Annotated in this window: 21 protein-coding genes; 9 read left to right on the top strand and 12 right to left on the bottom strand. The window is 56.2% G+C overall.

The window, feature by feature from the left end:
* Positions 1 to 101: 101 nt before the first annotated feature.
* Positions 102 to 1301 (bottom strand): tyrosine--tRNA ligase, encoded by a 1200-nt coding sequence (gene tyrS / locus AP059_RS00835; RefSeq protein ID WP_059765206.1) that lies wholly within the window; start codon positions 1299 to 1301, stop codon positions 102 to 104.
* A gap of 210 nt (positions 1302 to 1511) precedes the next feature.
* Between tyrS and AP059_RS00840 the strand changes: the two genes are divergently transcribed.
* On the top strand, positions 1512 to 2912 hold the full coding sequence (locus AP059_RS00840) for a peptidoglycan DD-metalloendopeptidase family protein (protein ID WP_059765208.1): 1401 nt from the start codon (positions 1512 to 1514) through the stop codon (positions 2910 to 2912).
* A 3-nt stretch (positions 2913 to 2915) separates the two neighbouring features.
* The gene (locus AP059_RS00845; protein WP_059765210.1) at positions 2916 to 4007 is read left to right on the top strand and encodes an anhydro-N-acetylmuramic acid kinase; all 1092 of its coding nucleotides are present in this window, start codon (positions 2916 to 2918) and stop codon (positions 4005 to 4007) included.
* A gap of 76 nt (positions 4008 to 4083) precedes the next feature.
* Here AP059_RS00845 and erpA read toward each other — a convergent pair whose 3' ends face one another.
* Together erpA and argC are read right to left on the bottom strand one after the other, a co-directional pair.
* Entirely contained in the window at positions 4084 to 4434 is a 351-nt protein-coding gene (gene erpA / locus AP059_RS00850) for an iron-sulfur cluster insertion protein ErpA (RefSeq protein ID WP_048402145.1), read from the bottom strand.
* A gap of 135 nt (positions 4435 to 4569) precedes the next feature.
* A complete protein-coding gene (argC, locus tag AP059_RS00855; RefSeq protein ID WP_059765212.1) occupies positions 4570 to 5604 on the bottom strand; it encodes an N-acetyl-gamma-glutamyl-phosphate reductase in 1035 nt (344 codons plus the stop codon).
* A 134-nt stretch (positions 5605 to 5738) separates the two neighbouring features.
* Here argC and hemJ point away from each other — a divergent pair, with 134 nt between their 5' ends.
* From hemJ to coq7, 6 genes are all read left to right on the top strand, one after another.
* Positions 5739 to 6167: a protoporphyrinogen oxidase HemJ gene (gene hemJ, locus AP059_RS00860; RefSeq protein WP_059765215.1), complete on the top strand. Its 429-nt coding sequence runs from the start codon at positions 5739 to 5741 to the stop codon at positions 6165 to 6167.
* A 30-nt stretch (positions 6168 to 6197) separates the two neighbouring features.
* Entirely contained in the window at positions 6198 to 7166 is a 969-nt protein-coding gene (locus AP059_RS00865) for an NAD(P)H-dependent flavin oxidoreductase (RefSeq protein ID WP_059765217.1), read from the top strand.
* Positions 7167 to 7223: 57 nt separating this feature from the next.
* On the top strand, positions 7224 to 7739 hold the full coding sequence (locus AP059_RS00870) for a DUF805 domain-containing protein (RefSeq protein ID WP_059765219.1): 516 nt from the start codon (positions 7224 to 7226) through the stop codon (positions 7737 to 7739).
* A 76-nt stretch (positions 7740 to 7815) separates the two neighbouring features.
* Positions 7816 to 8604: an SDR family NAD(P)-dependent oxidoreductase gene (locus AP059_RS00875; protein ID WP_048402149.1), complete on the top strand. Its 789-nt coding sequence runs from the start codon at positions 7816 to 7818 to the stop codon at positions 8602 to 8604.
* Between the two features lie 66 nt (positions 8605 to 8670).
* Positions 8671 to 9009, top strand: a complete 339-nt coding sequence (locus tag AP059_RS00880; protein WP_048364260.1) for a histidine triad nucleotide-binding protein — start codon at positions 8671 to 8673, stop codon at positions 9007 to 9009.
* Between the two features lie 117 nt (positions 9010 to 9126).
* Positions 9127 to 9774: a 2-polyprenyl-3-methyl-6-methoxy-1,4-benzoquinone monooxygenase gene (coq7, locus tag AP059_RS00885; RefSeq protein WP_059765222.1), complete on the top strand. Its 648-nt coding sequence runs from the start codon at positions 9127 to 9129 to the stop codon at positions 9772 to 9774.
* A gap of 68 nt (positions 9775 to 9842) precedes the next feature.
* Here coq7 and speD read toward each other — a convergent pair whose 3' ends face one another.
* Both speD and AP059_RS00895 read right to left on the bottom strand, forming a co-directional pair.
* Positions 9843 to 10634, bottom strand: a complete 792-nt coding sequence (gene speD, locus AP059_RS00890) for an adenosylmethionine decarboxylase (RefSeq protein ID WP_048364258.1) — start codon at positions 10632 to 10634, stop codon at positions 9843 to 9845.
* 240 nt (positions 10635 to 10874) lie between these two features.
* Positions 10875 to 11297, bottom strand: a complete 423-nt coding sequence (locus AP059_RS00895; RefSeq protein ID WP_048364257.1) for an OsmC family protein — start codon at positions 11295 to 11297, stop codon at positions 10875 to 10877.
* A gap of 222 nt (positions 11298 to 11519) precedes the next feature.
* Between AP059_RS00895 and crp the strand changes: the two genes are divergently transcribed.
* Entirely contained in the window at positions 11520 to 12164 is a 645-nt protein-coding gene (gene crp, locus AP059_RS00900; protein WP_048364256.1) for a cAMP-activated global transcriptional regulator CRP, read from the top strand.
* On the opposite strand, the gene AP059_RS00905 is transcribed toward crp, so the two are convergent.
* The 7 genes from AP059_RS00905 to rpe form a co-directional block, all read right to left on the bottom strand.
* Complete coding sequence (locus AP059_RS00905; protein WP_059765224.1) at positions 12161 to 12862, bottom strand: lipoate--protein ligase family protein; 702 nt, start codon at positions 12860 to 12862, stop codon at positions 12161 to 12163. The genes crp and AP059_RS00905 overlap by 4 nt on opposite strands.
* 92 nt (positions 12863 to 12954) lie before the next feature.
* Positions 12955 to 13791, bottom strand: a complete 837-nt coding sequence (gene trpC / locus AP059_RS00910) for an indole-3-glycerol phosphate synthase TrpC (protein ID WP_059765226.1) — start codon at positions 13789 to 13791, stop codon at positions 12955 to 12957.
* Entirely contained in the window at positions 13788 to 14837 is a 1050-nt protein-coding gene (trpD, locus tag AP059_RS00915; RefSeq protein ID WP_059765231.1) for an anthranilate phosphoribosyltransferase, read from the bottom strand. The genes trpC and trpD overlap by 4 nt, the downstream gene beginning before the upstream one ends.
* A 9-nt stretch (positions 14838 to 14846) precedes the next feature.
* Positions 14847 to 15440, bottom strand: coding sequence for an aminodeoxychorismate/anthranilate synthase component II (locus AP059_RS00920; protein WP_059765233.1), 594 nt, complete (start codon positions 15438 to 15440; stop codon positions 14847 to 14849).
* A gap of 11 nt (positions 15441 to 15451) precedes the next feature.
* The gene (gene trpE, locus AP059_RS00925; protein ID WP_059765235.1) at positions 15452 to 16939 is read right to left on the bottom strand and encodes an anthranilate synthase component I; all 1488 of its coding nucleotides are present in this window, start codon (positions 16937 to 16939) and stop codon (positions 15452 to 15454) included.
* A 70-nt stretch (positions 16940 to 17009) separates the two neighbouring features.
* Positions 17010 to 17828: a phosphoglycolate phosphatase gene (locus AP059_RS00930; protein WP_059765237.1), complete on the bottom strand. Its 819-nt coding sequence runs from the start codon at positions 17826 to 17828 to the stop codon at positions 17010 to 17012.
* On the bottom strand, positions 17825 to 18499 hold the full coding sequence (gene rpe, locus AP059_RS00935) for a ribulose-phosphate 3-epimerase (RefSeq protein WP_048402154.1): 675 nt from the start codon (positions 18497 to 18499) through the stop codon (positions 17825 to 17827). The genes AP059_RS00930 and rpe overlap by 4 nt, the downstream gene beginning before the upstream one ends.
* Positions 18500 to 18864 lie beyond the last annotated feature (365 nt).

Here is an 18864-nt window from a genome sequence, read left to right on the forward strand (position 1 = left end):
CGTTCAACTCATTGATACTCAAGGAGTTTTCCGTTTCGACTACGCCGGAAGTGGGCGCATTATAGGCTAATAAAATGCGCCGTCCAGCACTAATTTCAGCTTTATTCGGCTTTTAGCGTAATCCGTGCAAAAGCCTTCTTTCCTGCCTGACATACATGGGTCGAACCCAGTACGTATATATAGGTGCGATCAACCACCTCTCCATCTATTCGCACACCACCTGAACCCAGCAAATCACGCGCAACAGCGGAGTTCTTCACCAGCCCGGCCTTATTGAGGACCGCTGCAATCGGCATATCTTCAGTCGCAAGCAGTTCAATCTCTGGCAAATCGTCAGGCAGCTCACCCTCTTTCATGCGATTACCCGCCCCACGGTGCGCGTTAGCAGCAGCCTCTTCACCATGGAAACGAGCCACAATCTCTTCAGCCAGCTTGATTTTGATATCGCGCGGGTTAGCCCCCGCCTCGACATCAGCTTTAAACGCATTGATTTCGTCCATCGAGCGAAAGCTCAGCAATTCAAAGTAACGCCACATCAACGCATCCGGTATGGACACCAGTTTGCTGTACATCACGCCCGGCGCTTCTTGTATACCGACATAGTTACCCAAGGACTTGGACATCTTCTTAACGCCATCCAAACCCTCCAGCAGCGGCATAGTCACAATGCACTGAGCCTCCTGCCCATAGCCGCGCTGCAACTCACGCCCCATCAGCAAGTTGAATTTCTGATCAGTACCACCCAGCTCTACATCAGCCCGCAAAGCGACCGAGTCATAACCCTGCACTAACGGATATAGGAATTCATGAATCGCGATGGGCTGGTTCGTGGTGTAACGCTTGTCGAAATCATCGCGCTCAAGCATCCGGGCCACGGTGTACTGAGACGTCAAACGAATGAAATCAGCCGGCCCCATCTGATCCATCCAGGTGGAGTTGAAAGCGACTTCAGTTTTAGCAGGATCCAGAATCTTGAAGACTTGCGTTTTATAAGTCTCAGCGTTGTCGAGTACTTGCTCGCGCGTCAACGGAGGGCGGGTTGCGCTCTTGCCGCTTGGATCACCGATCATGCCCGTGAAGTCACCAATCAAAAAGATGACGTGATGGCCCAACTCCTGAAACTGACGCAGCTTATTAATAAGGACTGTATGCCCCAAATGCAGGTCGGGCGCTGTCGGATCAAATCCGGCCTTAATACGCAGCGGCTGGCCGCGCTTCAATTTCTCGACCAATTCAGACTCGACCAGTACCTCTTCGGCACCACGCTTGATTAGCGCTAGCTGCTCTTCAACCGACTTCATATCAGACCCGTAAGGCTCAAATTCAAAGGGAACCAACCATACAAGATCAGCGACTAATTACAAGTTCTCACCTACGTGTGGGCGGCTATCTGTCAGCCAATGCTTCAGCGGCTTGCTTCATGGGTGTTTTGGTTATATTTTATACAGTTATTTCATGTTCACCGTGTCAGTCATCTTTTCCAATTCATCTATCTCAAAGTCAAATTATCTATGACCAGTCAACCGCCTAAAGCGCCGCCGCTTTATCCGAAGACCCACCTGCTTGCCGCTAGTGGAATCGCTGCATTATTAAGCTTGGCCCTGCTGGTATTTCCTTCAAGCGAAGTAGAAGCCAAACGCACGACTCTAAACCTGGAGCTCGAAAGCCCCGCAGAACAACTGACACAAGACCAAGACGCTTCCGAATTGGTTCAAGCCACAACAGAGGCGCCAGCTTCGCCCTTTGCCCAAATCGAACAGCAAGAGACTGCCCCGACCGCAACGGCTAAGGCCGACGATAAAAAAGAGCCCAATCATCGCGAAGTCATCGTGGCTAAAGGTGACACGCTCTCAACATTGTTCGAGAAGGTGGGTCTGCCTTCTGCATCCGTGCATGAGATTCTGGCCAGCGACAAGCAAGCCAAGCAATTTAGCCAGCTTAAGCACGGTCAAAAGCTTGAGTTCGATATGAACCCTGACGGCCAACTCAAAAGCCTGCACAGCCGTGTCAGCGACCTTGAAACCATTAGCCTGACAAAAACAGCCAAGGGCTATGCGTTTAACCGAGTGACAACATTGCCGACCGTACGCACAGCGTATGTACACGGCGTCATCAGCAGCTCGCTTTCCGCTTCGGGGCAACGTGCAGGCTTGCCGCACAGCATGACAATGGACATGGCCAAGGTATTTGGCTACGACATTGATTTCGCCCAGGACATTCGCCCAGGCGACCAGTTTGAAGTGATCTATGAGCAAAAAGTCGCCAACGGCAAAACGGTAGCGACGGGCAATATTCTGTCCGCACGCTTCACCAACCGCGGCAAGACTTACACCGCCGTGCGCTACACCAACAAACAAGGCATCAGCAATTACTACACCGCTGACGGTAATAGCATGCGCAAAGCGTTTATCCGCACACCGGTAGACTTCGCTCGCATCAGCTCGCGCTTTTCCTCAGGCCGCAAACACCCAATCCTGAACAAGATCCGCGCCCACAAAGGCGTGGACTATGCAGCACCTCGTGGCACTCCGATCAAAGCTGCCGGTGACGGTAAAGTGCTACTCGCCGGTCGCCGCGGTGGTTACGGCAATACCGTCATCATTCAACACGGCAACACCTATCGCACTCTTTACGGCCACATGCAGGGATTTGCCAAAGGCGTCAAAACAGGCGGTTCTGTTAAGCAAGGCCAAGTGATTGGTTATATCGGCACCACCGGCCTGTCGACCGGCCCCCATCTGCACTATGAATTTCAAGTGAATGGCGTACACGTCGATCCGCTGGGCCAAAAGCTCCCAATGGCCGATCCAATTGCCAAAAACGAACGCGCTCGCTTCCTGCAACAAAGCCAACCCCTGATGGCACGCATGAACCAGGAAAAAGCCACGCTGCTCGCGTCGAGCAAACGCTAAATCATGGCGCTCTATATAGGTGTGATGTCCGGGACTAGCCTGGACGGCATGGACATCGCACTCATTGAGATGGGTGCGAGACCCACATTGGTTGCCACTCACTACACGCCGATGCCCGCTGCCTTGCGCGCCGAACTGCTCGGCTTGTGTACCAGCGGCCCGGATGAGGTCATGCGTTGCGCCCTCGCTGAAAACCGCTGGGTCGAACTGGCGGCTCAGGGCGTCAATGCACTCCTTGCACAACAACAGCTCGCACCCGCTTCAATCAGAGCAATCGGTAGTCACGGCCAAACCATCCGCCATGAACCCGCCCTAGGCTTCACGGTGCAAATTGGCAACCCGGCGCTACTGGCAGAACTTACAGGTATATGCGTGGTAGGCGACTTTCGACGCCGAGACGTGGCCGCTGGCGGTCAAGGCGCACCTTTGGTCCCTGCATTCCATGAAGCACTGTTCAATGACGACATTGGCTATCGCGCAGTCTTGAACGTAGGCGGTTTCAGCAATCTCAGCCTGATTACGCCTACATCACCTGTCGCCGGATTTGATTGCGGCCCAGGCAACGTGCTACTGGATGCCTGGATACACGACACCTGCGGCGAGCTCTACGACCGTAATGGCCAATGGGCTGCAAGCGGCAAGATAGAACCGATATTGCTTGAGACACTGCTCAGCGATTCGTTCTTCAAGACAAAAGGTCCAAAAAGCACCGGCCGTGAAGTTTTCAACCTCAGCTGGCTAAAGCATCACCTGCAAAGCTTGCCCACGTTCGCCGCCCAAAACGTTCAGGCAACCTTGCTCGAGCTCACCGCGCTGACCATCGTAGAGTCGTTAAAAGCCGCTCAACCGCTCACTGAAGAGCTGCTGGTATGCGGCGGCGGCGCGCACAATGGCACGCTCATGGCACGGCTGGCCGCACTGCTTCCCCACACAACAGTCAGTAGCACACACGCCAAAGGCGTCGACCCGGACTGGGTTGAAGCTATGGCGTTTGCATGGCTCGCACACTGTTGCCTGGAAAACATCCCCACCAACCGCCCGAGTGTCACTGGCGCCCGTGGCCTACGGGTCCTCGGCGCAATCTACCCCGCCTGAAGCCCTCTCAACAATTTGCACACAGCAAAACGCCGCGAACTGACGCGGCGTTTTGAGTACTGCGCGTGCTGAGTGATCAGATCGAGAACGAAGATCCGCAACCACACGTCGTGGTGGCGTTAGGATTGTTGATCACAAAACGCGAGCCCTCCAGGCCTTCCTGATAATCCACCTCGGCTCCCGCCAAGTACTGGAAGCTCATTGGATCGACCACCAGGCTAACGCCTTCGCGCTCAACGATAGTGTCATCGTCGGCCACTTCATCATCGAACGTGAAACCATACTGAAAACCGGAACAACCGCCGCCCGTAACAAACACGCGCAACTTCAAACGATCATTACCCTCTTCATCGACCAGGCTCTTCACCTTGTGCGCAGCACCTTCGGTGAATTGCAAAGCCGTGGGGGTGAAGGATTCGACGCTCATGCTGACTATCTCCCGGCGCTATGCCGCCATAATGCGTGATGACGCGCATTATCCGCTTCTCCTAGAAAAGCGGTCAACTATTCATAAGTAGCAACGGCAAGCCAGCGACTTGCCGCTTGAGCATATTGCTTGCCCTTACGGCAGCATCCCGGCATGCGACAAGCCCAAACGCTCATCCAGACCGAACAGAATATTCATATTCTGAACCGCCTGACCCGAAGCGCCTTTGACCAGATTGTCGATCACCGACAACACCACAACCAGATCGCCATCTTGAGGACGATGGATCGCGATTCGGCACACATTCGCGCCACGCACACTACGAGTCTCGGGGTGGCTGCCGGCAGGCATCACATCGACGAAAGGTTCGTTGGCGTAACGCTTTTCAAACAACGCCTGCAAGTCTACGGAACGGTCAACAACGGTCGCATACAAGGTTGAATGGATACCGCGAATCATTGGCGTCAAGTGCGGGACAAACGTCAGCCCCACGTCCTTACCGGCTGCACGACGTAGACCCTGACGGATCTCAGGCAAGTGGCGATGACCTTTTACTGCATACGCTTTCATGCTTTCTGAGGTCTCTGCATAAAGAGAACCTACGCTAGCCCCGCGCCCCGCACCGCTGACACCGGACTTGCAGTCCGCGATCAACACCGATGTATCGGCAAGCCCAGCTTCCAGCAAAGGAAGAAAGCCCAACTGGGTAGCAGTCGGGTAGCAACCGGGCACCGCAATCAGGCGCGCCTGCTTGATTTGCTCGCGATTAACTTCCGGCAGGCCATACACCGCTTCTTTCAGCAGTTCTGGGGCGCCGTGCGGCTGACCGTACCACTTGGCCCACTCATCCGCGTCCTGCAAACGGAAGTCCGCGGACAGGTCGATCACCTTGGTGCCCGCCGCCAGTAGCTCACCCGCTAACGCATGGGCAACACCATGCGGCGTGGCGAAAAACACCACATCACACGCACCCAATGTTTGCGTGTCCGGCACGCTGAAGGCCAGGCCATCGTAATGACCGCGCAGGTTGGGATACAGATTGGCTACCGGCAGGCCCGCCTCGGATCGAGAAGTGATGAACACCACTTCAGCCTGCGGATGCTGTGCCAGCAAACGCAGCAATTCGACCCCGGTGTAACCCGTGCCGCCGACAATACCGACCTTGACCATAACCTGCCCCTCAACGAACCCACTGGAAAGCCCTCGATAATAGGGACAGCGCGCCCCTGCGACAACCGCCAAGGTGACTCTCAAGCGCTCTACTACTACTATTTGGTCTACCGTGAACCTGGGAATAACTAAAAATGCTTTATCTATGGCTCAAAGCCTTCCACATCATCAGCATCGTCTGCTGGTTTGCTGGCCTGTTTTACCTGCCGCGCCTGTTCGTATACCACGCACAAAGCGAGGACGCCGTCAGCAAAGAACGCTTCAGCGTCATGGAGCGCAAGCTCTATCGCGGCATTATGGGCCCGGCAATGATCGCCACCCTGATCTTTGGAGGATGGCTAATCAGCCTCAACCCCAGTGGTTACTTCAGCCAAGGCTGGATGCACGCCAAGCTGACGCTGGTCGTACTGCTAATCGGCTATCACCATATGTGCGGCGCCCAGGTCAAACGCCTCGCCCGCGGTGAAAATACCCGCAGCCATGTGTACTACCGCTGGTTCAACGAAGTGCCCGTCCTGTTTCTGATCGCTATCGTAATTCTGGTGGTGGTCAAACCGTTCTAACTGCATCTCATCTTTCATCGAGGTTATCCAATGTCACTGCCTGCTCTGCTTGAACAACGCTTGCGCCTGCCGGTGGTGGCCGCGCCGATGTTTCTGATCTCCAATCCGCAACTGGTACTGGCCTGTTGTCGCAATGGGGTGGTGGGCAGTTTCCCTGCACTCAACCAACGCGACAGCAGCGGGTTCAAAGCATGGCTTGAAGAGATCGAAGCCGGACTGGCGTTGCTGGATAACCCGGCGCCTTACGCCGTTAACCTGATTGTGCACAACAGCAACGAAAGACTTGAGGCCGACCTGGCCATTTGCATCGAACACAAGGTTCCGATCGTGATTACCAGTCTGGGCGCCGTGAAGGAAGTAGTGGACGCCATTCATGGCTACGGAGGCCTGGTGTTCCACGACGTCACCACACGCCGACATGCAGAAAAAGCGGCAGAAGCCGGCGTCGATGGCTTGATTGCAGTCGCCGCAGGCGCTGGCGGGCATGCCGGCACATGGAGCCCGTTCGCACTGGTCGCTGAAATACGCCAGTTTTTCGACAAGACCGTGCTACTGGCGGGGTGCATCAACCACGGCCGGGAGATTCTGGCCGCTCAGGTGCTTGGCGCCGACCTGGCCTACCTGGGCACACGCTTTATCGGCACGACAGAAAGCCATGCACCCGATGCCTATAAAGAGATGCTGCTCGCATCCCGCGCAGCCGATATCATCCACACCCCGGCGGTATCAGGCGTGCCCGCCAGTTTCATGCGCCAAAGCCTCGAAACCGCAGGGTTCGACATGGCAGCCCTGAACAGTAAAGGCGAGGCTGGCAACAAACTGAAACCGCTCAGCGACGAAGCCAAAGCATGGAAAACCGTCTGGTCTGCGGGTCAGGGCGTCGGCGAGATTAACGACCTGCCATCAACCGATCAGTTAATCGCCCGTCTGGATGAGCAATACCGTCAAGCGTTACACCTCACCCAGCAACTCTCCAGCCATTGGCCACACCCCCGATAGTTCAAAGCCCGCCCCTCGGCGGGCTAGTTTTTTGAGACACCTGACAAGGAAGTAGCAATGCCGCCTCTAAGTTTGAACAAAACACCTCACGAAACCTACGCCCCCCTGGACCCATTAGGTTTCAGTGGTCGAATAGGCCGCATGCGCTTACTGGCCTGGAGCATGGTACTTACCCTCATCACGTGGGTTGCGGTATTACCAGTCGCGCTTGCGCTAAAAGTGTCCTACACTCTGGGCTTTACGTGCGCGCTGGCCTTGATACTTGCGTACCTCATTACCTTGGTGAGGATCAGCGCACAACGCCTGCACGACCTTAACTGGTCAGCATGGCTGCTGTTGCTTCACCTGGTCCCTGTCGCGACCTTTATTCTGTCCACCATCATGGTCCTTACGCCTGGCACGCCCGGCCCCAATCAATACGGCCCCCCACCGCCACCCAACAGCACCGCGGTCAAAGTGCTGGCCTGGATCTCAATCATTTTGTCGGTTGTGCTTTTCGTTGTGGGGATCCTGCTCTTTGCGTTGGGCATTGCGAGCTCGTTCATCGACGCAGCCACCAGCAACAGCCTGTAGACTGCGCACTTTAATGAACGCGCCAACGCCAGGGACAACATTGTCACCGGACTGCACCGTTGCGATGGAGAACAGCATGACCCGTTACGCTTTGATCACTGGCGCCTCAAGCGGCATTGGCCTGGCCCTGGCAGAAGCCCTCGCCCGTCGCGGGCGCAGTTTGATTCTGGTTGCTCGCCAACGCGATGCGCTGGAAGCCATTGCCCTCGAGTTCACCCGCCGCTTTGGCGTTGAAGTGCTATTTCGCGCGTGTGATCTGGGCGAACCGTTGCGTTTGTCCGGTTTCCTGCTGGAGCTTGAAGAAGGCGACCGCCAGATCGACTTACTGGTTAACTGCGCGGGCATCGGCACCTGCGGCCCCTTCCTCGCCCACGACTGGAGTGCCGAGCAAGACCTTATCGAGCTCAATGTACTGGCGCTCACTCGCTTGTGCCACGCCATCGGTAACATGATGGCAGTGCAAGGTGGCGGGCAAATCCTCAACGTGTCATCGATCGCGGCCTATCAGCCGGGTCCCTGGCTGAGCACCTATTTCGCCAGCAAAGCCTACGTGCTGCATTTTTCAGAAGGCTTGCGCGAAGAAGTCAAAAAGACCGGAATCAAGGTCTCGGTACTCTGCCCCGGGATAACCCGCACCGGTTTCTTCGATGCCGCCAACATGAATACCGCCACGCTCAAAAAAAGTCGTAACGCGCTCAGCCCCGAAGAAGTCGCGCTGTATACCGTGCGCGCCCTCGAAAAGAACAAGGCGATCATCATGCCCGGTTGGCGCAATCGTTGGTTAACCCGCATCCCGCGCGTACTTTCGCGATGGATGACACGCAAAATCGCCGCATCGGTTAACAAGTCTTACTGCCCACGTTAAGTCGGCTGGCCGCCAAACCGTCCTCTGGGTACACTCAGGCCGGACTTCACTTACGGAGATACAGCTTTGGATACTCTGTTCACCAAGATCATCAACCGTGAAATACCCGCCAATATCATCTACGAAGATGATCAGGTGCTGGCCTTTCACGACATCGCCCCACAAGCGCCGGTGCATTTTCTGGTCATCCCGAAAAAACCGATCCGCACCCTCAACGACCTCACCGAAGAAGACAAAGCGCTGGCGGGCCATATCCTGTTCACCGCCCAGCGCCTGGCGGTCGAACAAGGCTGCGAGAAAGGCTTCCGCGTTGTCATGAACTGCAATGAAGATGGCGGCCAGACCGTCTACCACATTCATATGCACGTTTTGGGTCAGCGCCAGATGAACTGGCCTCCGGGCTGATTTTTACCACCACGCCCTCGTGGGAGCCGCAACGCTCCCACTCACGCATGATCCAGCGCAAACCCTGCCCACCCGATTGGGGTAAACTGGCCGCCGTGATTTTTTCCGGAGGTAAGCATGACTACCCAACGTCACTACTCGCCGATTGACCGTCTTCTGTTACAAGCCGATACCGCGATGCGCACCTTGTTGCCATTCAGTGGCCAGCCGCATCGCCCGTCACCTGCCATCGTCAAACCTGAAAACCCGCTGGGTGACCAGGCAACACGTCATGTTGCCGGGCTGATGCGCATCAACCACACCGGTGAAGTCTGCGCCCAGGCCCTGTACCAAGGTCAGGCCCTGACCGCCAAACTGGCGCATGTGCGTGAAGCCATGGAGCATGCCGCAGAAGAAGAAATCGACCATTTGGCCTGGTGTGAACAACGTATCCGCCAATTGGGCAGCCATCCAAGCGTGCTCAACCCGCTGTTTTACGGCATGTCCTTCGGAATTGGCGCGGTTGCAGGTTTGATCAGCGACAAGGTCAGCCTGGGATTTGTCGCCGCAACGGAAGACCAAGTGTGCAAGCACCTCAATGAACACCTTGAACAATTGCCTGCCGAAGATGAAAAGTCGCGCGCGATTCTTGAGCAAATGCGTATCGACGAAGAACGCCACGCGGAATCTGCACTCGATGCGGGCGGCTACCGCTTCCCTGCCCCGATCAAATTTGGCATGAGCCTGATGGCAAAAGTCATGACTAAAAGCACTTATCGTATTTAATTGCTCCTGCAAAACGCGCACAAAAAAGGCGGCTTACCTCACGGTAGCCGCCTTTTTTTATCAAAACCTTACGACATGTTGCGTGCGTAAAAGATTTCGAGCATTTCGTGCTTAACGCGTTCAGTGACCTGAGCACGTTGCTCCACCGAAAGATTGCTGGTGGCATCGCCGAACAGGTAGTTATCCAGTTCGAAGTCCTTGAGCAGCATTTTGGTGTGGAACAGGTTCTCCTGATACACATTCACATCGGTCATTTGATAACCGGCGCGGGTGTCTTCGGAGAGGTAGTTCTGGATCGAATTGATCTCATGATCAATAAAGTGCTTCTTGCCTTCCACATCACGGGTAAAACCCCGGACGCGGTAGTCGACCGTCACGATATCCGAATCAAATTTATGAATCAGATAGTTGAGAGCTTTAAGCGGTGAAATAACGCCGCACGTCGACACGTCAATATCCACACGGAATGTTGCAATACCGTCCACCGGGTGAATCTCCGGGTAGGTGTGCACCGTAATATGACTTTTGTCGAGGTGAGCCAGAATGGTCTCGGGCAGCGGGCCTGGGGATTCTTCGATCTGGCTTTCGGTAGGTGTTACCGGCTGCTCCGAAATCAGAATAGTCACGCTGGCGCCTTGGGGATCGTAATCCTGACGGGCGATGTTCAGGATGTTGGCACCAATGATATCAACCACATCTGTAAGGATCTGCGTCAGGCGTTCTGCGTCGTACTCTTGATTGATGTACTCAACGTATGCCTGCTGGTCTTGCGGGGTTTCCGCATAGCAGATGTCATAGATGTTGAAGCTCAAGGTCTTTGTCAGGTTATTGAACCCGTGGAGCTTGAGTTTGCTTTTCACCGTAATAAAACTCTCTATGTCGATGCGGCTCGGCCGCGTGATCCAGCATGCCCGTCAAGTGCGTAGGACGCACCTGCGTAGGACGGTTAACACCTCTTCGCGATGGCGATTTTGGTTATCTGTTAGGACACGTGACCGGGAGATATCCCCGCCACGACCCTTAAAAAAGTGGCGCATTATGCAGACGTCCGCGACTGATCGCCAGAGTCTGCAACGCTTTTATGAAAATTGAATGTCCACTCAAGCCAGTTCGATTATTTCGTAGTCATGGCTGATCGCAACGCCAGCCGCGCCGAGCATGATCGACGCCGAGCAATACTTCTCGGCAGACAGCTCGATAGCCCGTTTAACCTGCGTTTCTTTAAGGCCACGCCCTTTGACTACAAAGTGCAGGTGAATTTTGGTGAACACCTTTGGGTCTTCAGTGGCGCGTTCGGCCTCCAAAAAAGCCTCACAACTTTCAACGGCCTGACGCGATTTTTTGAGAATGCTGACCACATCAAAGTTACTGCAACCGCCGAGTCCCAGTAACAGCATCTCCATCGGCCGCACACCCAGGTTGCGGCCACCGCTTTCAGGCGGGCCATCCATGACAACGACGTGGCCGCTGCCCGATTCACCCAAAAACATGGCTTCACCAGCCCATTGAATGCGTGCCTTCATTGCTCAGACTCCACTGGTTTAAAAGGGGCGCCAGCTTATCACAGGGCCGAAATTCGATGACTGACCAGCCTGAAGCGATTCTCTGACACAGCACTAGGAAAATTCTGCAATCGGTAAAGAATTCGTCTGGTAAGCTGGCGCCAAATCGCTGGCGCCAGCCAGCAAGCGCTCTATATAAAAATAGATATAACCCTTACCGTGCACGCTTTCCGGGATACAACCATGGTTGCCCTTACTCCCATACCCAAGATCAAAAACCTCGACAAATTTCTGACTCATTGCCAGCGCAAACGTTATCAAGCCAAGAGCAATATCATTTGTGCCGGCGAGCGTTCGCACACCCTGTTCTTTATCGTCAAAGGCTCAGTCACCATCGTGATCGAGGACGATGATGGGCGTGAAATGATCATCGCTTACCTCAACAGCGGGGACTTTATTGGCGAGTTGGGTTTGTTCGAACAACCGGGCCTGGAGCAGGCGCGCAGTGCATGGGTCAGGGCCAAGACCGAATGCGAAGTTGCAGAAATCAGTTACGCAAAATTCAGAGAGTACGCGCATCAGGAACCAGAAATCCTTTACGCGCTCAGCGGCCAAATCGCACAGCGGTTACGTAATACCACGCGCAAGGTCGGCGATCTGGCGTTCTTCGATGTCACCGGTCGCGTTGCGCGCTGCCTATTGGAGCTGTGCAAGCAACCCGATGCCATGACTCACCCGGACGGAATGCAAATTAAAGTAACGCGTCAGGAAATCGGCCGAATAGTCGGTTGTTCGCGGGAGATGGTTGGGCGGGTGCTCAAGGATTTGGAAGAACAAAACCTGGTCAGCGTCAAAGGCAAGACCATGGTGGTGTTTGGAACTCGCTAGGGCTTGAGTAAGGGCGCCAGTACCTGCTGATAGCGGGCAGTGAGCTGCTCGAAAAAATCCGGTGCCGCACACACTTCATGCAACGCAATGTGACTGTCAGCACGACAACGCTGCGCCAAGTCACAGCGTTGATTGAACCGATTGACCGCCGCCACCATCGATTCGCGTTCGTTATCGAGCAGTAATGCACCGTGAACCAGGCACACGGGCCGCTGGCCACCCTGACTTTGGCGCCAGCGTTGAGCAGTCCCCACTAACTTGCGAGCGTTCAGATTGACATTGAAACGGCCATCGCAAAAAGCCCCTTCAACCTCACCCAATGACGCAGTACCGCCCAATTCAGTCAACAGATCACAGATCGGCTGACACAGACGACGATAAGCCGTTTCGATCCGGCCGTGATCGCCTTCGCTGCGAGGTGGTGCGTAGACCAATGCGATATTCACCGTTGAGGCCGACTGCGGAACGGGTTCGCCGCCGGTTTCACGCAACAGGATCGGCCAGCCACTGGCGGCCAGCTCGACACTCGCATGCTCAAAACCTGGTGAACGATTCAAGCGCCGAGGCATGACCAGCGACCGGTCAGTGGGCTGCCAGAACAACACACCCGCCTCCAATTCGCCAGCACAGACCGCCGCCAGCAAATCCTGCTCGGCCTTAAGACCGGCTTCGACGCTAAGTTGTTGAATGACGGTCATGGGATTCCTGCTCAAAATCTGTAGCCACTGGCGCAGGCTGCAATAAGGGCGCTGGCAAATCGCAGCCTCGTACCTCGACAGCAACTACAGGGTTAATCCAGTGTTGAGCCGGTGATGGACGTACCGCGCTCCGGGAAGAACAAACGCTGCAACTCAGCACCCGGGTTTTCCGCACGCATGAACGCTTCGCCGACCAGGAACGAATACACCTCGCTGATTTCCATCAGCTCAACATCGGCGCGGTTCAGAATGCCGCTCTCGGTGATCACCAATCGATCACGCGGCACACGCGGCAACAAATCCAGCGTGGTTTCCAAACTCACCTCAAAGGTGTGCAGGTTACGGTTGTTGATCCCGACCAGTGGCGTGTCCAATGTTTTCAGGGCACGCTCCAGTTCGTCGCCATCATGCACTTCTACCAACACGTCCAGCCCGACGCTTTTAGCCAGGGCGGCCAGCTCGGCCATTTTCACGTCATCCAGTGCAGACACGATCAGCAACACACAGTCGGCGCCCAACGCACGGGCTTCAACGATCTGATACGGATCGATCATGAAATCCTTGCGGATCACCGGCAGCTTGCACGCCGCACGCGCCTGTTGCAGATAGGCGTCAGCGCCCTGAAAGTAATCAATGTCAGTGAGTACCGACAGACAGGTCGCGCCGCCTTTCTCATAACTTTGCGCAATGTCGGCAGGCACGAAATGCTCGCGAATCACCCCTTTGCTCGGCGATGCCTTTTTGATTTCGGCAATCACCGCGGGCTGTTTCAACTTGGCCTGCGCCAGCAAAGCCTTGGCGAAACCACGTACAGGATCAGCCTGAGCGGCCAGCCGTTCAACTTCGGCAAAGCTCACGCGGGCGCTGCGCTCAGCCACTTCCTGAACCTTGCGCGCCAGAATGTTTTCCAGAACGGTTGGCACACTCATGCTTCATTCTCCTGCTTGAAAATCGCGGTAAACGCGCCCAGTTCTTCCAGCTTTTCGCGGGCCAGCCCGGTGTGCAGCGCATCGTGCGCCAGCGCCACACCCTCTTTCAGAGTGTAGGCAAGATCAGCGGCGTACAACGCAGCGCCTGCATTGAGCACGATCATTTCAGCGGCTTTCTGGCCAGCCTCTGTTTTACGGCGGCCCAAAGCATCGCGGATCAGTTCCAGCGATTGTTCAGGGCTGTCGACCACCAGCCCAAACAGGCTTTGGCTCTTGATACCCAAGTCTTCAGGCTGCACCCAATACTCGGTGATTTCGCCTTTACGCAGCTCGGCCACAAACGTGGGCGCCGCCAGGCTGAACTCGTCCAGACCATCTTGCGAATGAACCACCAGCACATGCTTGCTGCCCAGGCGTTGCAGCACTTCAGCCAACGGACGGCAGAGCGCCTGATTGAACACGCCGACCACTTGATGCAACACGCCAGCCGGATTCGTAAGCGGGCCAAGCATATTGAACAGGGTTCGCAGCCCAAGATCGCGACGCGGGATGGCCGCGTGCTTCATGGCGCCGTGATGGGATTGGGCAAACATGAAGCCGATGCCCACGCTGTCGATGCAGCGTGCAACTTGTACCGGTGTCAGGTTCAGGTACACACCGGCCGCTTCGAGCAAGTCGGCGCTGCCACTTTTACCGGACACGGCACGATTGCCATGCTTGGCCACCGTGCAACCGGCGGCCGCGATCACCAATGCCGAAGCCGTGGAAACGTTGAAAATATTCGCCCCGTCGCCGCCGGTGCCAACAATGTCGACCACGCCATCGAGGGTATTGAGTTCGACCTTGTCCGCCAACTCGCGCATTACAGTGACGGCACCGACGATTTCGTCGATGCTTTCACTTTTCATACGCATGCCCATCATGAAAGCGCCAATCTGCGCCTCGGTGCATTGGCCGGTCATGATGTCGCGCATGACATCGCGCATTTCATCAGTGGTCAGGTCCAGATGACCGACGATACGGTTCAGGGCAGTCTTGATATCCATATGAAGTCCTTAGCGCGTGCCGCCGGTTTGTTTAAGAAAATTGGCGAACAGTTCATGACCTTGTTCGGTCAGGATCGATTCAGGGTGAAATTGCACCCCTTCGATATTGAGTGTTTTGTGGCGCAACCCCATGATCTCGTCCACCGAGCCATCCGCGTGTTGTGTCCACGCTGTCAGCTCCAGGCACTCAGGCAGGGTTTCGCGCTTGACCACCAGCGAGTGATAACGGGTGACGGTCAACGGGTTGTTCAATCCTTCGAACACCCCCGTATTGAGGTGATACACCGGACTGGTCTTGCCGTGCATGACTTGGCGTGCGCGAACCACGTCCCCGCCAAAAGCCTGGCCGATAGACTGATGACCCAGGCACACGCCCAGAATTGGCAGCTTGCCCGCAAAGTGTTTGATCGCTTGCAATGAGATGCCCGCCTCGTTCGGCGTGCATGGGCCGGGCGACACCACAATGCGCTCTGGGTTGAGCGCCTCGATCTCGGCCACGGTCAGTTCATCGTTGCGCACCACCTTGACCTCTGCACCCAGCTCGCCGAGGTACTGCACAACGTTATAAGTAAAAGAGTCGTAATTATCGATCATCAGCAACATGGCACAGCTCCTCAGGCGTCGGACGCGGGGGTTTGTTCAGCGAGCGCTACGGCGCGAAACATCGCGCGGCGTTTGTTCAGCGTCTCTTCCCACTCCAGGGCCGGTACCGAGTCGGCGACAATGCCGCCGCCCGCTTGCACATGCAATTCACCGTTCTTGATCACCGCCGTACGAATAGCGATGGCCGTGTCCATATTGCCGTTCCAGGCGAAGTAACCGACCGCGCCGCCATAGACACCGCGCTTGACCGGCTCCAGCTCATCAATGATTTCCATCGCCCGAATTTTCGGTGCACCCGACAACGTCCCTGCAGGCAAGATCGCACGCAACGCGTCCATCGCCGTCAGCCCGCTTTTCAGCTGGCCCGTGACGTTGGACACAATGTGCATCACGTTGGAGTAACGCTCGATGACCATTTTTTCAGTGAGCTTGACCGAACCGATCTCAGACACCCGGCCCGTATCGTTGCGGCCCAGATCGATCAGCATCAAGTGTTCGGCGATTTCTTTATCGTCACTGAGCAGGTCTTGCTCCAGCGCCAGATCAGCCTCTTCGGTTGCACCGCGCGGGCGCGTACCGGCAATCGGGCGCACGGTGATCAGGTTGTCTTCAACCCGCACCAGCACTTCCGGCGAACTGCCCACCACGTGGAAGTCACCAAAGTTGAAGAAGTACATATAAGGCGTTGGATTGAAGCAGCGCAACGCACGGTACAGATCAATCGGCGCTGCCTTGAAGTCGATGGACATGCGCTGCGACGGGACGACCTGCATACAATCGCCCGCGAGGATGTAGTCCTTGATTGTGTCGACCGCTTGCTCGTAATCACGCTGGGTGAAGCTGGAGCGGAACACCGGGTCCGCTGCCTGCTGAGCCGTAAAGTCCAGACCGCGACGCGGCGCAATGGGCTGACGCAACTGTTCAAGCAATGCCTCAAGCCGCGCCTGGCCTTCTTCATAAGCATCAGGTTGCGCCGGATCAACCAACACAATCGCGTGCATCTTGCCCGCGAGGTTGTCGAACACCACCACGGCATCCGACACCATCAGCAGAATGTCCGGCACGCCCAGCGGATCAGGGTTCGGGCATTTGCCCAAGCGCTTTTCCACATAACGCACACAGTCATAGCCAAAATACCCCACCAACCCGCCATTGAAGCGCGGCAAACCGGTAATGGTCGGCACGTTGTAGCGCGCTTTAAAGGCCTCGACAAACGTCAGCGGGTCTTCAACCTCGTGCGCTTCAATCTCGACGCCGTCTTGGGTCACGCGAACCTGATGGTCATGCACCCGCAATACCGTGCGGCACGGCAAGCCAATGATCGAGTAACGCCCCCACTTCTCACCGCCCTGCACCGACTCCAGCAAATAGGAGTTGGGCTGGTCAGCCAGTTTCAAGTAGATCGACAGCGGCGTGTCGAAGTCGGCCAGGGTTTCGCGGGCAAGCGGGATACGGTTATAGCCGGCAGCGGCCAAACGCAGGAATTCTTCACGGATCATGAGGTGCCTCGTGGTCTGAGGGTCAAACAGTCAGGTGTGCAAACGTGCCGGCTATCCGGCCAGATTCAAGTCAGGCGCGCCAACGCCAACGGGCCAGGGCCTTGATAACTTTCATCCAGAGTTTGCGAGTGACCACCACGATGGAATCTCTACGAGAGGGGTGAACAGAAGTGCCCAACGTTATCTCAGCCGCCGAATCTAAGCAACCGGCTATCAGCTCTTGCAGGTTACCGATCACCATGTCCGGCGACTCTTCTTCAATCGGGCGACCGTGGTTGTAGCCATAATTGAGCGCCACACAACGCACACCTGCGGCCTTGGCAGCCAGCACGTCATTGCGTGAATCACCAATAAACATTGATTGCTGCGGGGTGACGCCGGCCATTTTCATCACGAACAACAGCGCTTCGGGGTCGGGCTTTTTTTGCGGCAACGTATCGCCACCGATAATCCAGCGAAAAAAGCGCCCCAGCTTCAATTCATCCAGCAGCGGTGCCACAAAGCGCTCAGGTTTATTGGTGATCAGGGCCATCTCGACGCCCTGCTTTTGCAGCCACTTGAGACTTTCGCGCACACCGGGATAGACCTTGGTCTGATCATGGCCGCCATCGTAGGCCTCCATGAAAATCTCCAGCGCGTGCTCGGCCTCGGCGTCATCGACACCCGAGGCCTCAAGATTGCCAGCCAACGCACGGCGGACCAGCATCGGCGCACCGTTGCCGATCCACATCTTCACGTTTTCAAGACCGGCAGGCGGACGGCCCAACTTGAGCAGCATGGTTTCTACGGCCGAGGCCAGGTCTGGCACCGAATCAATCAGCGTGCCGTCCAGATCGAACATCACCAGCTTGGGCAATTGCCCCTGAAGGAGCTGCTCAAAGCCGCTCACGGACGCGCCAACGCAAGCTCGGCACGCATTTTCTGAATAACTTCTTCGTAGTTGGGCGTGTTGAAAATGGCCGAACCCGCGACGAACGTATCAGCACCCGCCTCAGCGATTTCGCGGATATTGCCGACGTTCACGCCACCGTCGATCTCCAGGCGAATATCACGGCCCGAAGCATCGATCAGCGCCCGCGCTTCACGCAGTTTGTCCAGAGTACCGGGGATGAACTTCTGGCCGCCGAAGCCCGGGTTAACGCTCATCAGCAAGACCATATCGACCTTGTCCATCACATACTTGAGCACGTCCAGCGGGGTCGCGGGGTTGAACACCAGCCCTGCTTTGCAGCCGCCTTCGCGGATCAATTGCAGCGAGCGGTCGATGTGCTGCGTGGCTTCGGGGTGGAAGGTGATGTACGTCGCGCCGGCTTCGATGAAATCGCCGATGATGCGATCAACCGGGCTGACCATCAGATGCGCGTCGATTGGAGCGGTCACCCCGTACTTGCGTAATGCGGCGCATACCATCGGGCCGATGGTCAGGTTGGGGACGTAATGGTTGTCCATGACATCGAAGTGAACGAAGTCAGCACCCGCAGCGAGTACGTTGTCTACTTCTTCGCCAAGACGGGCGAAATCGGCAGAAAGAATCGATGGGGCAATAGCGAAGGGCTGCATGACGCACCTTTTAGTGAGCTAAACACGGTGGCGCGCATGTATACCGCGCGCCCCGACGCGCACACCGCCTTGCGGCCGCTACGCGACCGATCGCAGCCTTCGGCAGCGACTACATAGGCATACGCGACGCTGTAGTCGCTGCCGAAAATAGCGAAGGGCTGCATGACGCACCTTTTAGTGAGCTAAACACGGTGGCGCGCATGTATACCGCGCGCCTCGACGCGCACACCGCCTTGCGGCCGCTACGCGACCGATCGCAGCCTTCGGCAGCGACTACATAGGCATACGCGACGCTGTAGTCGCTGCCGAAAATAGCGAAGGGCTGCATGACGCACCTTTTAGTGAGCTAAACACGGTGGCGTGCC

The sequence above is a fragment of the Pseudomonas sp. TAA207 genome, from assembly GCF_001529285.1.
Classification (GTDB): Bacteria; Pseudomonadota; Gammaproteobacteria; order Pseudomonadales; family Pseudomonadaceae; genus Aquipseudomonas; species Aquipseudomonas weihenstephanensis.

Bases quoted from the DNA above. Each gene is read 5' to 3' on its own strand.
- tyrS (WP_059765206.1), bottom strand. From the start codon at position 1,301: ATGAAGTCGGTTGAAGAGCAGCTAGCGCTAATCAAGCGTGGTGCCGAA.
- AP059_RS00840 (WP_059765208.1), top strand. From the start codon at position 1,512: ATGACCAGTCAACCGCCTAAAGCGCCGCCGCTTTATCCGAAGACCCAC.
- AP059_RS00845 (WP_059765210.1), top strand. From the start codon at position 2,916: ATGGCGCTCTATATAGGTGTGATGTCCGGGACTAGCCTGGACGGCATG.
- erpA (WP_048402145.1), bottom strand. From the start codon at position 4,434: ATGAGCGTCGAATCCTTCACCCCCACGGCTTTGCAATTCACCGAAGGT.
- argC (WP_059765212.1), bottom strand. From the start codon at position 5,604: ATGGTCAAGGTCGGTATTGTCGGCGGCACGGGTTACACCGGGGTCGAA.
- hemJ (WP_059765215.1), top strand. From the start codon at position 5,739: ATGCTTTATCTATGGCTCAAAGCCTTCCACATCATCAGCATCGTCTGC.
- AP059_RS00865 (WP_059765217.1), top strand. From the start codon at position 6,198: ATGTCACTGCCTGCTCTGCTTGAACAACGCTTGCGCCTGCCGGTGGTG.
- AP059_RS00870 (WP_059765219.1), top strand. From the start codon at position 7,224: ATGCCGCCTCTAAGTTTGAACAAAACACCTCACGAAACCTACGCCCCC.
- AP059_RS00875 (WP_048402149.1), top strand. From the start codon at position 7,816: ATGACCCGTTACGCTTTGATCACTGGCGCCTCAAGCGGCATTGGCCTG.
- coq7 (WP_059765222.1), top strand. From the start codon at position 9,127: ATGACTACCCAACGTCACTACTCGCCGATTGACCGTCTTCTGTTACAA.
- AP059_RS00895 (WP_048364257.1), bottom strand. From the start codon at position 11,297: ATGAAGGCACGCATTCAATGGGCTGGTGAAGCCATGTTTTTGGGTGAA.
- crp (WP_048364256.1), top strand. From the start codon at position 11,520: ATGGTTGCCCTTACTCCCATACCCAAGATCAAAAACCTCGACAAATTT.
- AP059_RS00905 (WP_059765224.1), bottom strand. From the start codon at position 12,862: ATGACCGTCATTCAACAACTTAGCGTCGAAGCCGGTCTTAAGGCCGAG.
- trpC (WP_059765226.1), bottom strand. From the start codon at position 13,791: ATGAGTGTGCCAACCGTTCTGGAAAACATTCTGGCGCGCAAGGTTCAG.
- trpD (WP_059765231.1), bottom strand. From the start codon at position 14,837: ATGGATATCAAGACTGCCCTGAACCGTATCGTCGGTCATCTGGACCTG.
- AP059_RS00920 (WP_059765233.1), bottom strand. From the start codon at position 15,440: ATGTTGCTGATGATCGATAATTACGACTCTTTTACTTATAACGTTGTG.
- trpE (WP_059765235.1), bottom strand. From the start codon at position 16,939: ATGATCCGTGAAGAATTCCTGCGTTTGGCCGCTGCCGGCTATAACCGT.
- rpe (WP_048402154.1), bottom strand. From the start codon at position 18,499: ATGCAGCCCTTCGCTATTGCCCCATCGATTCTTTCTGCCGATTTCGCC.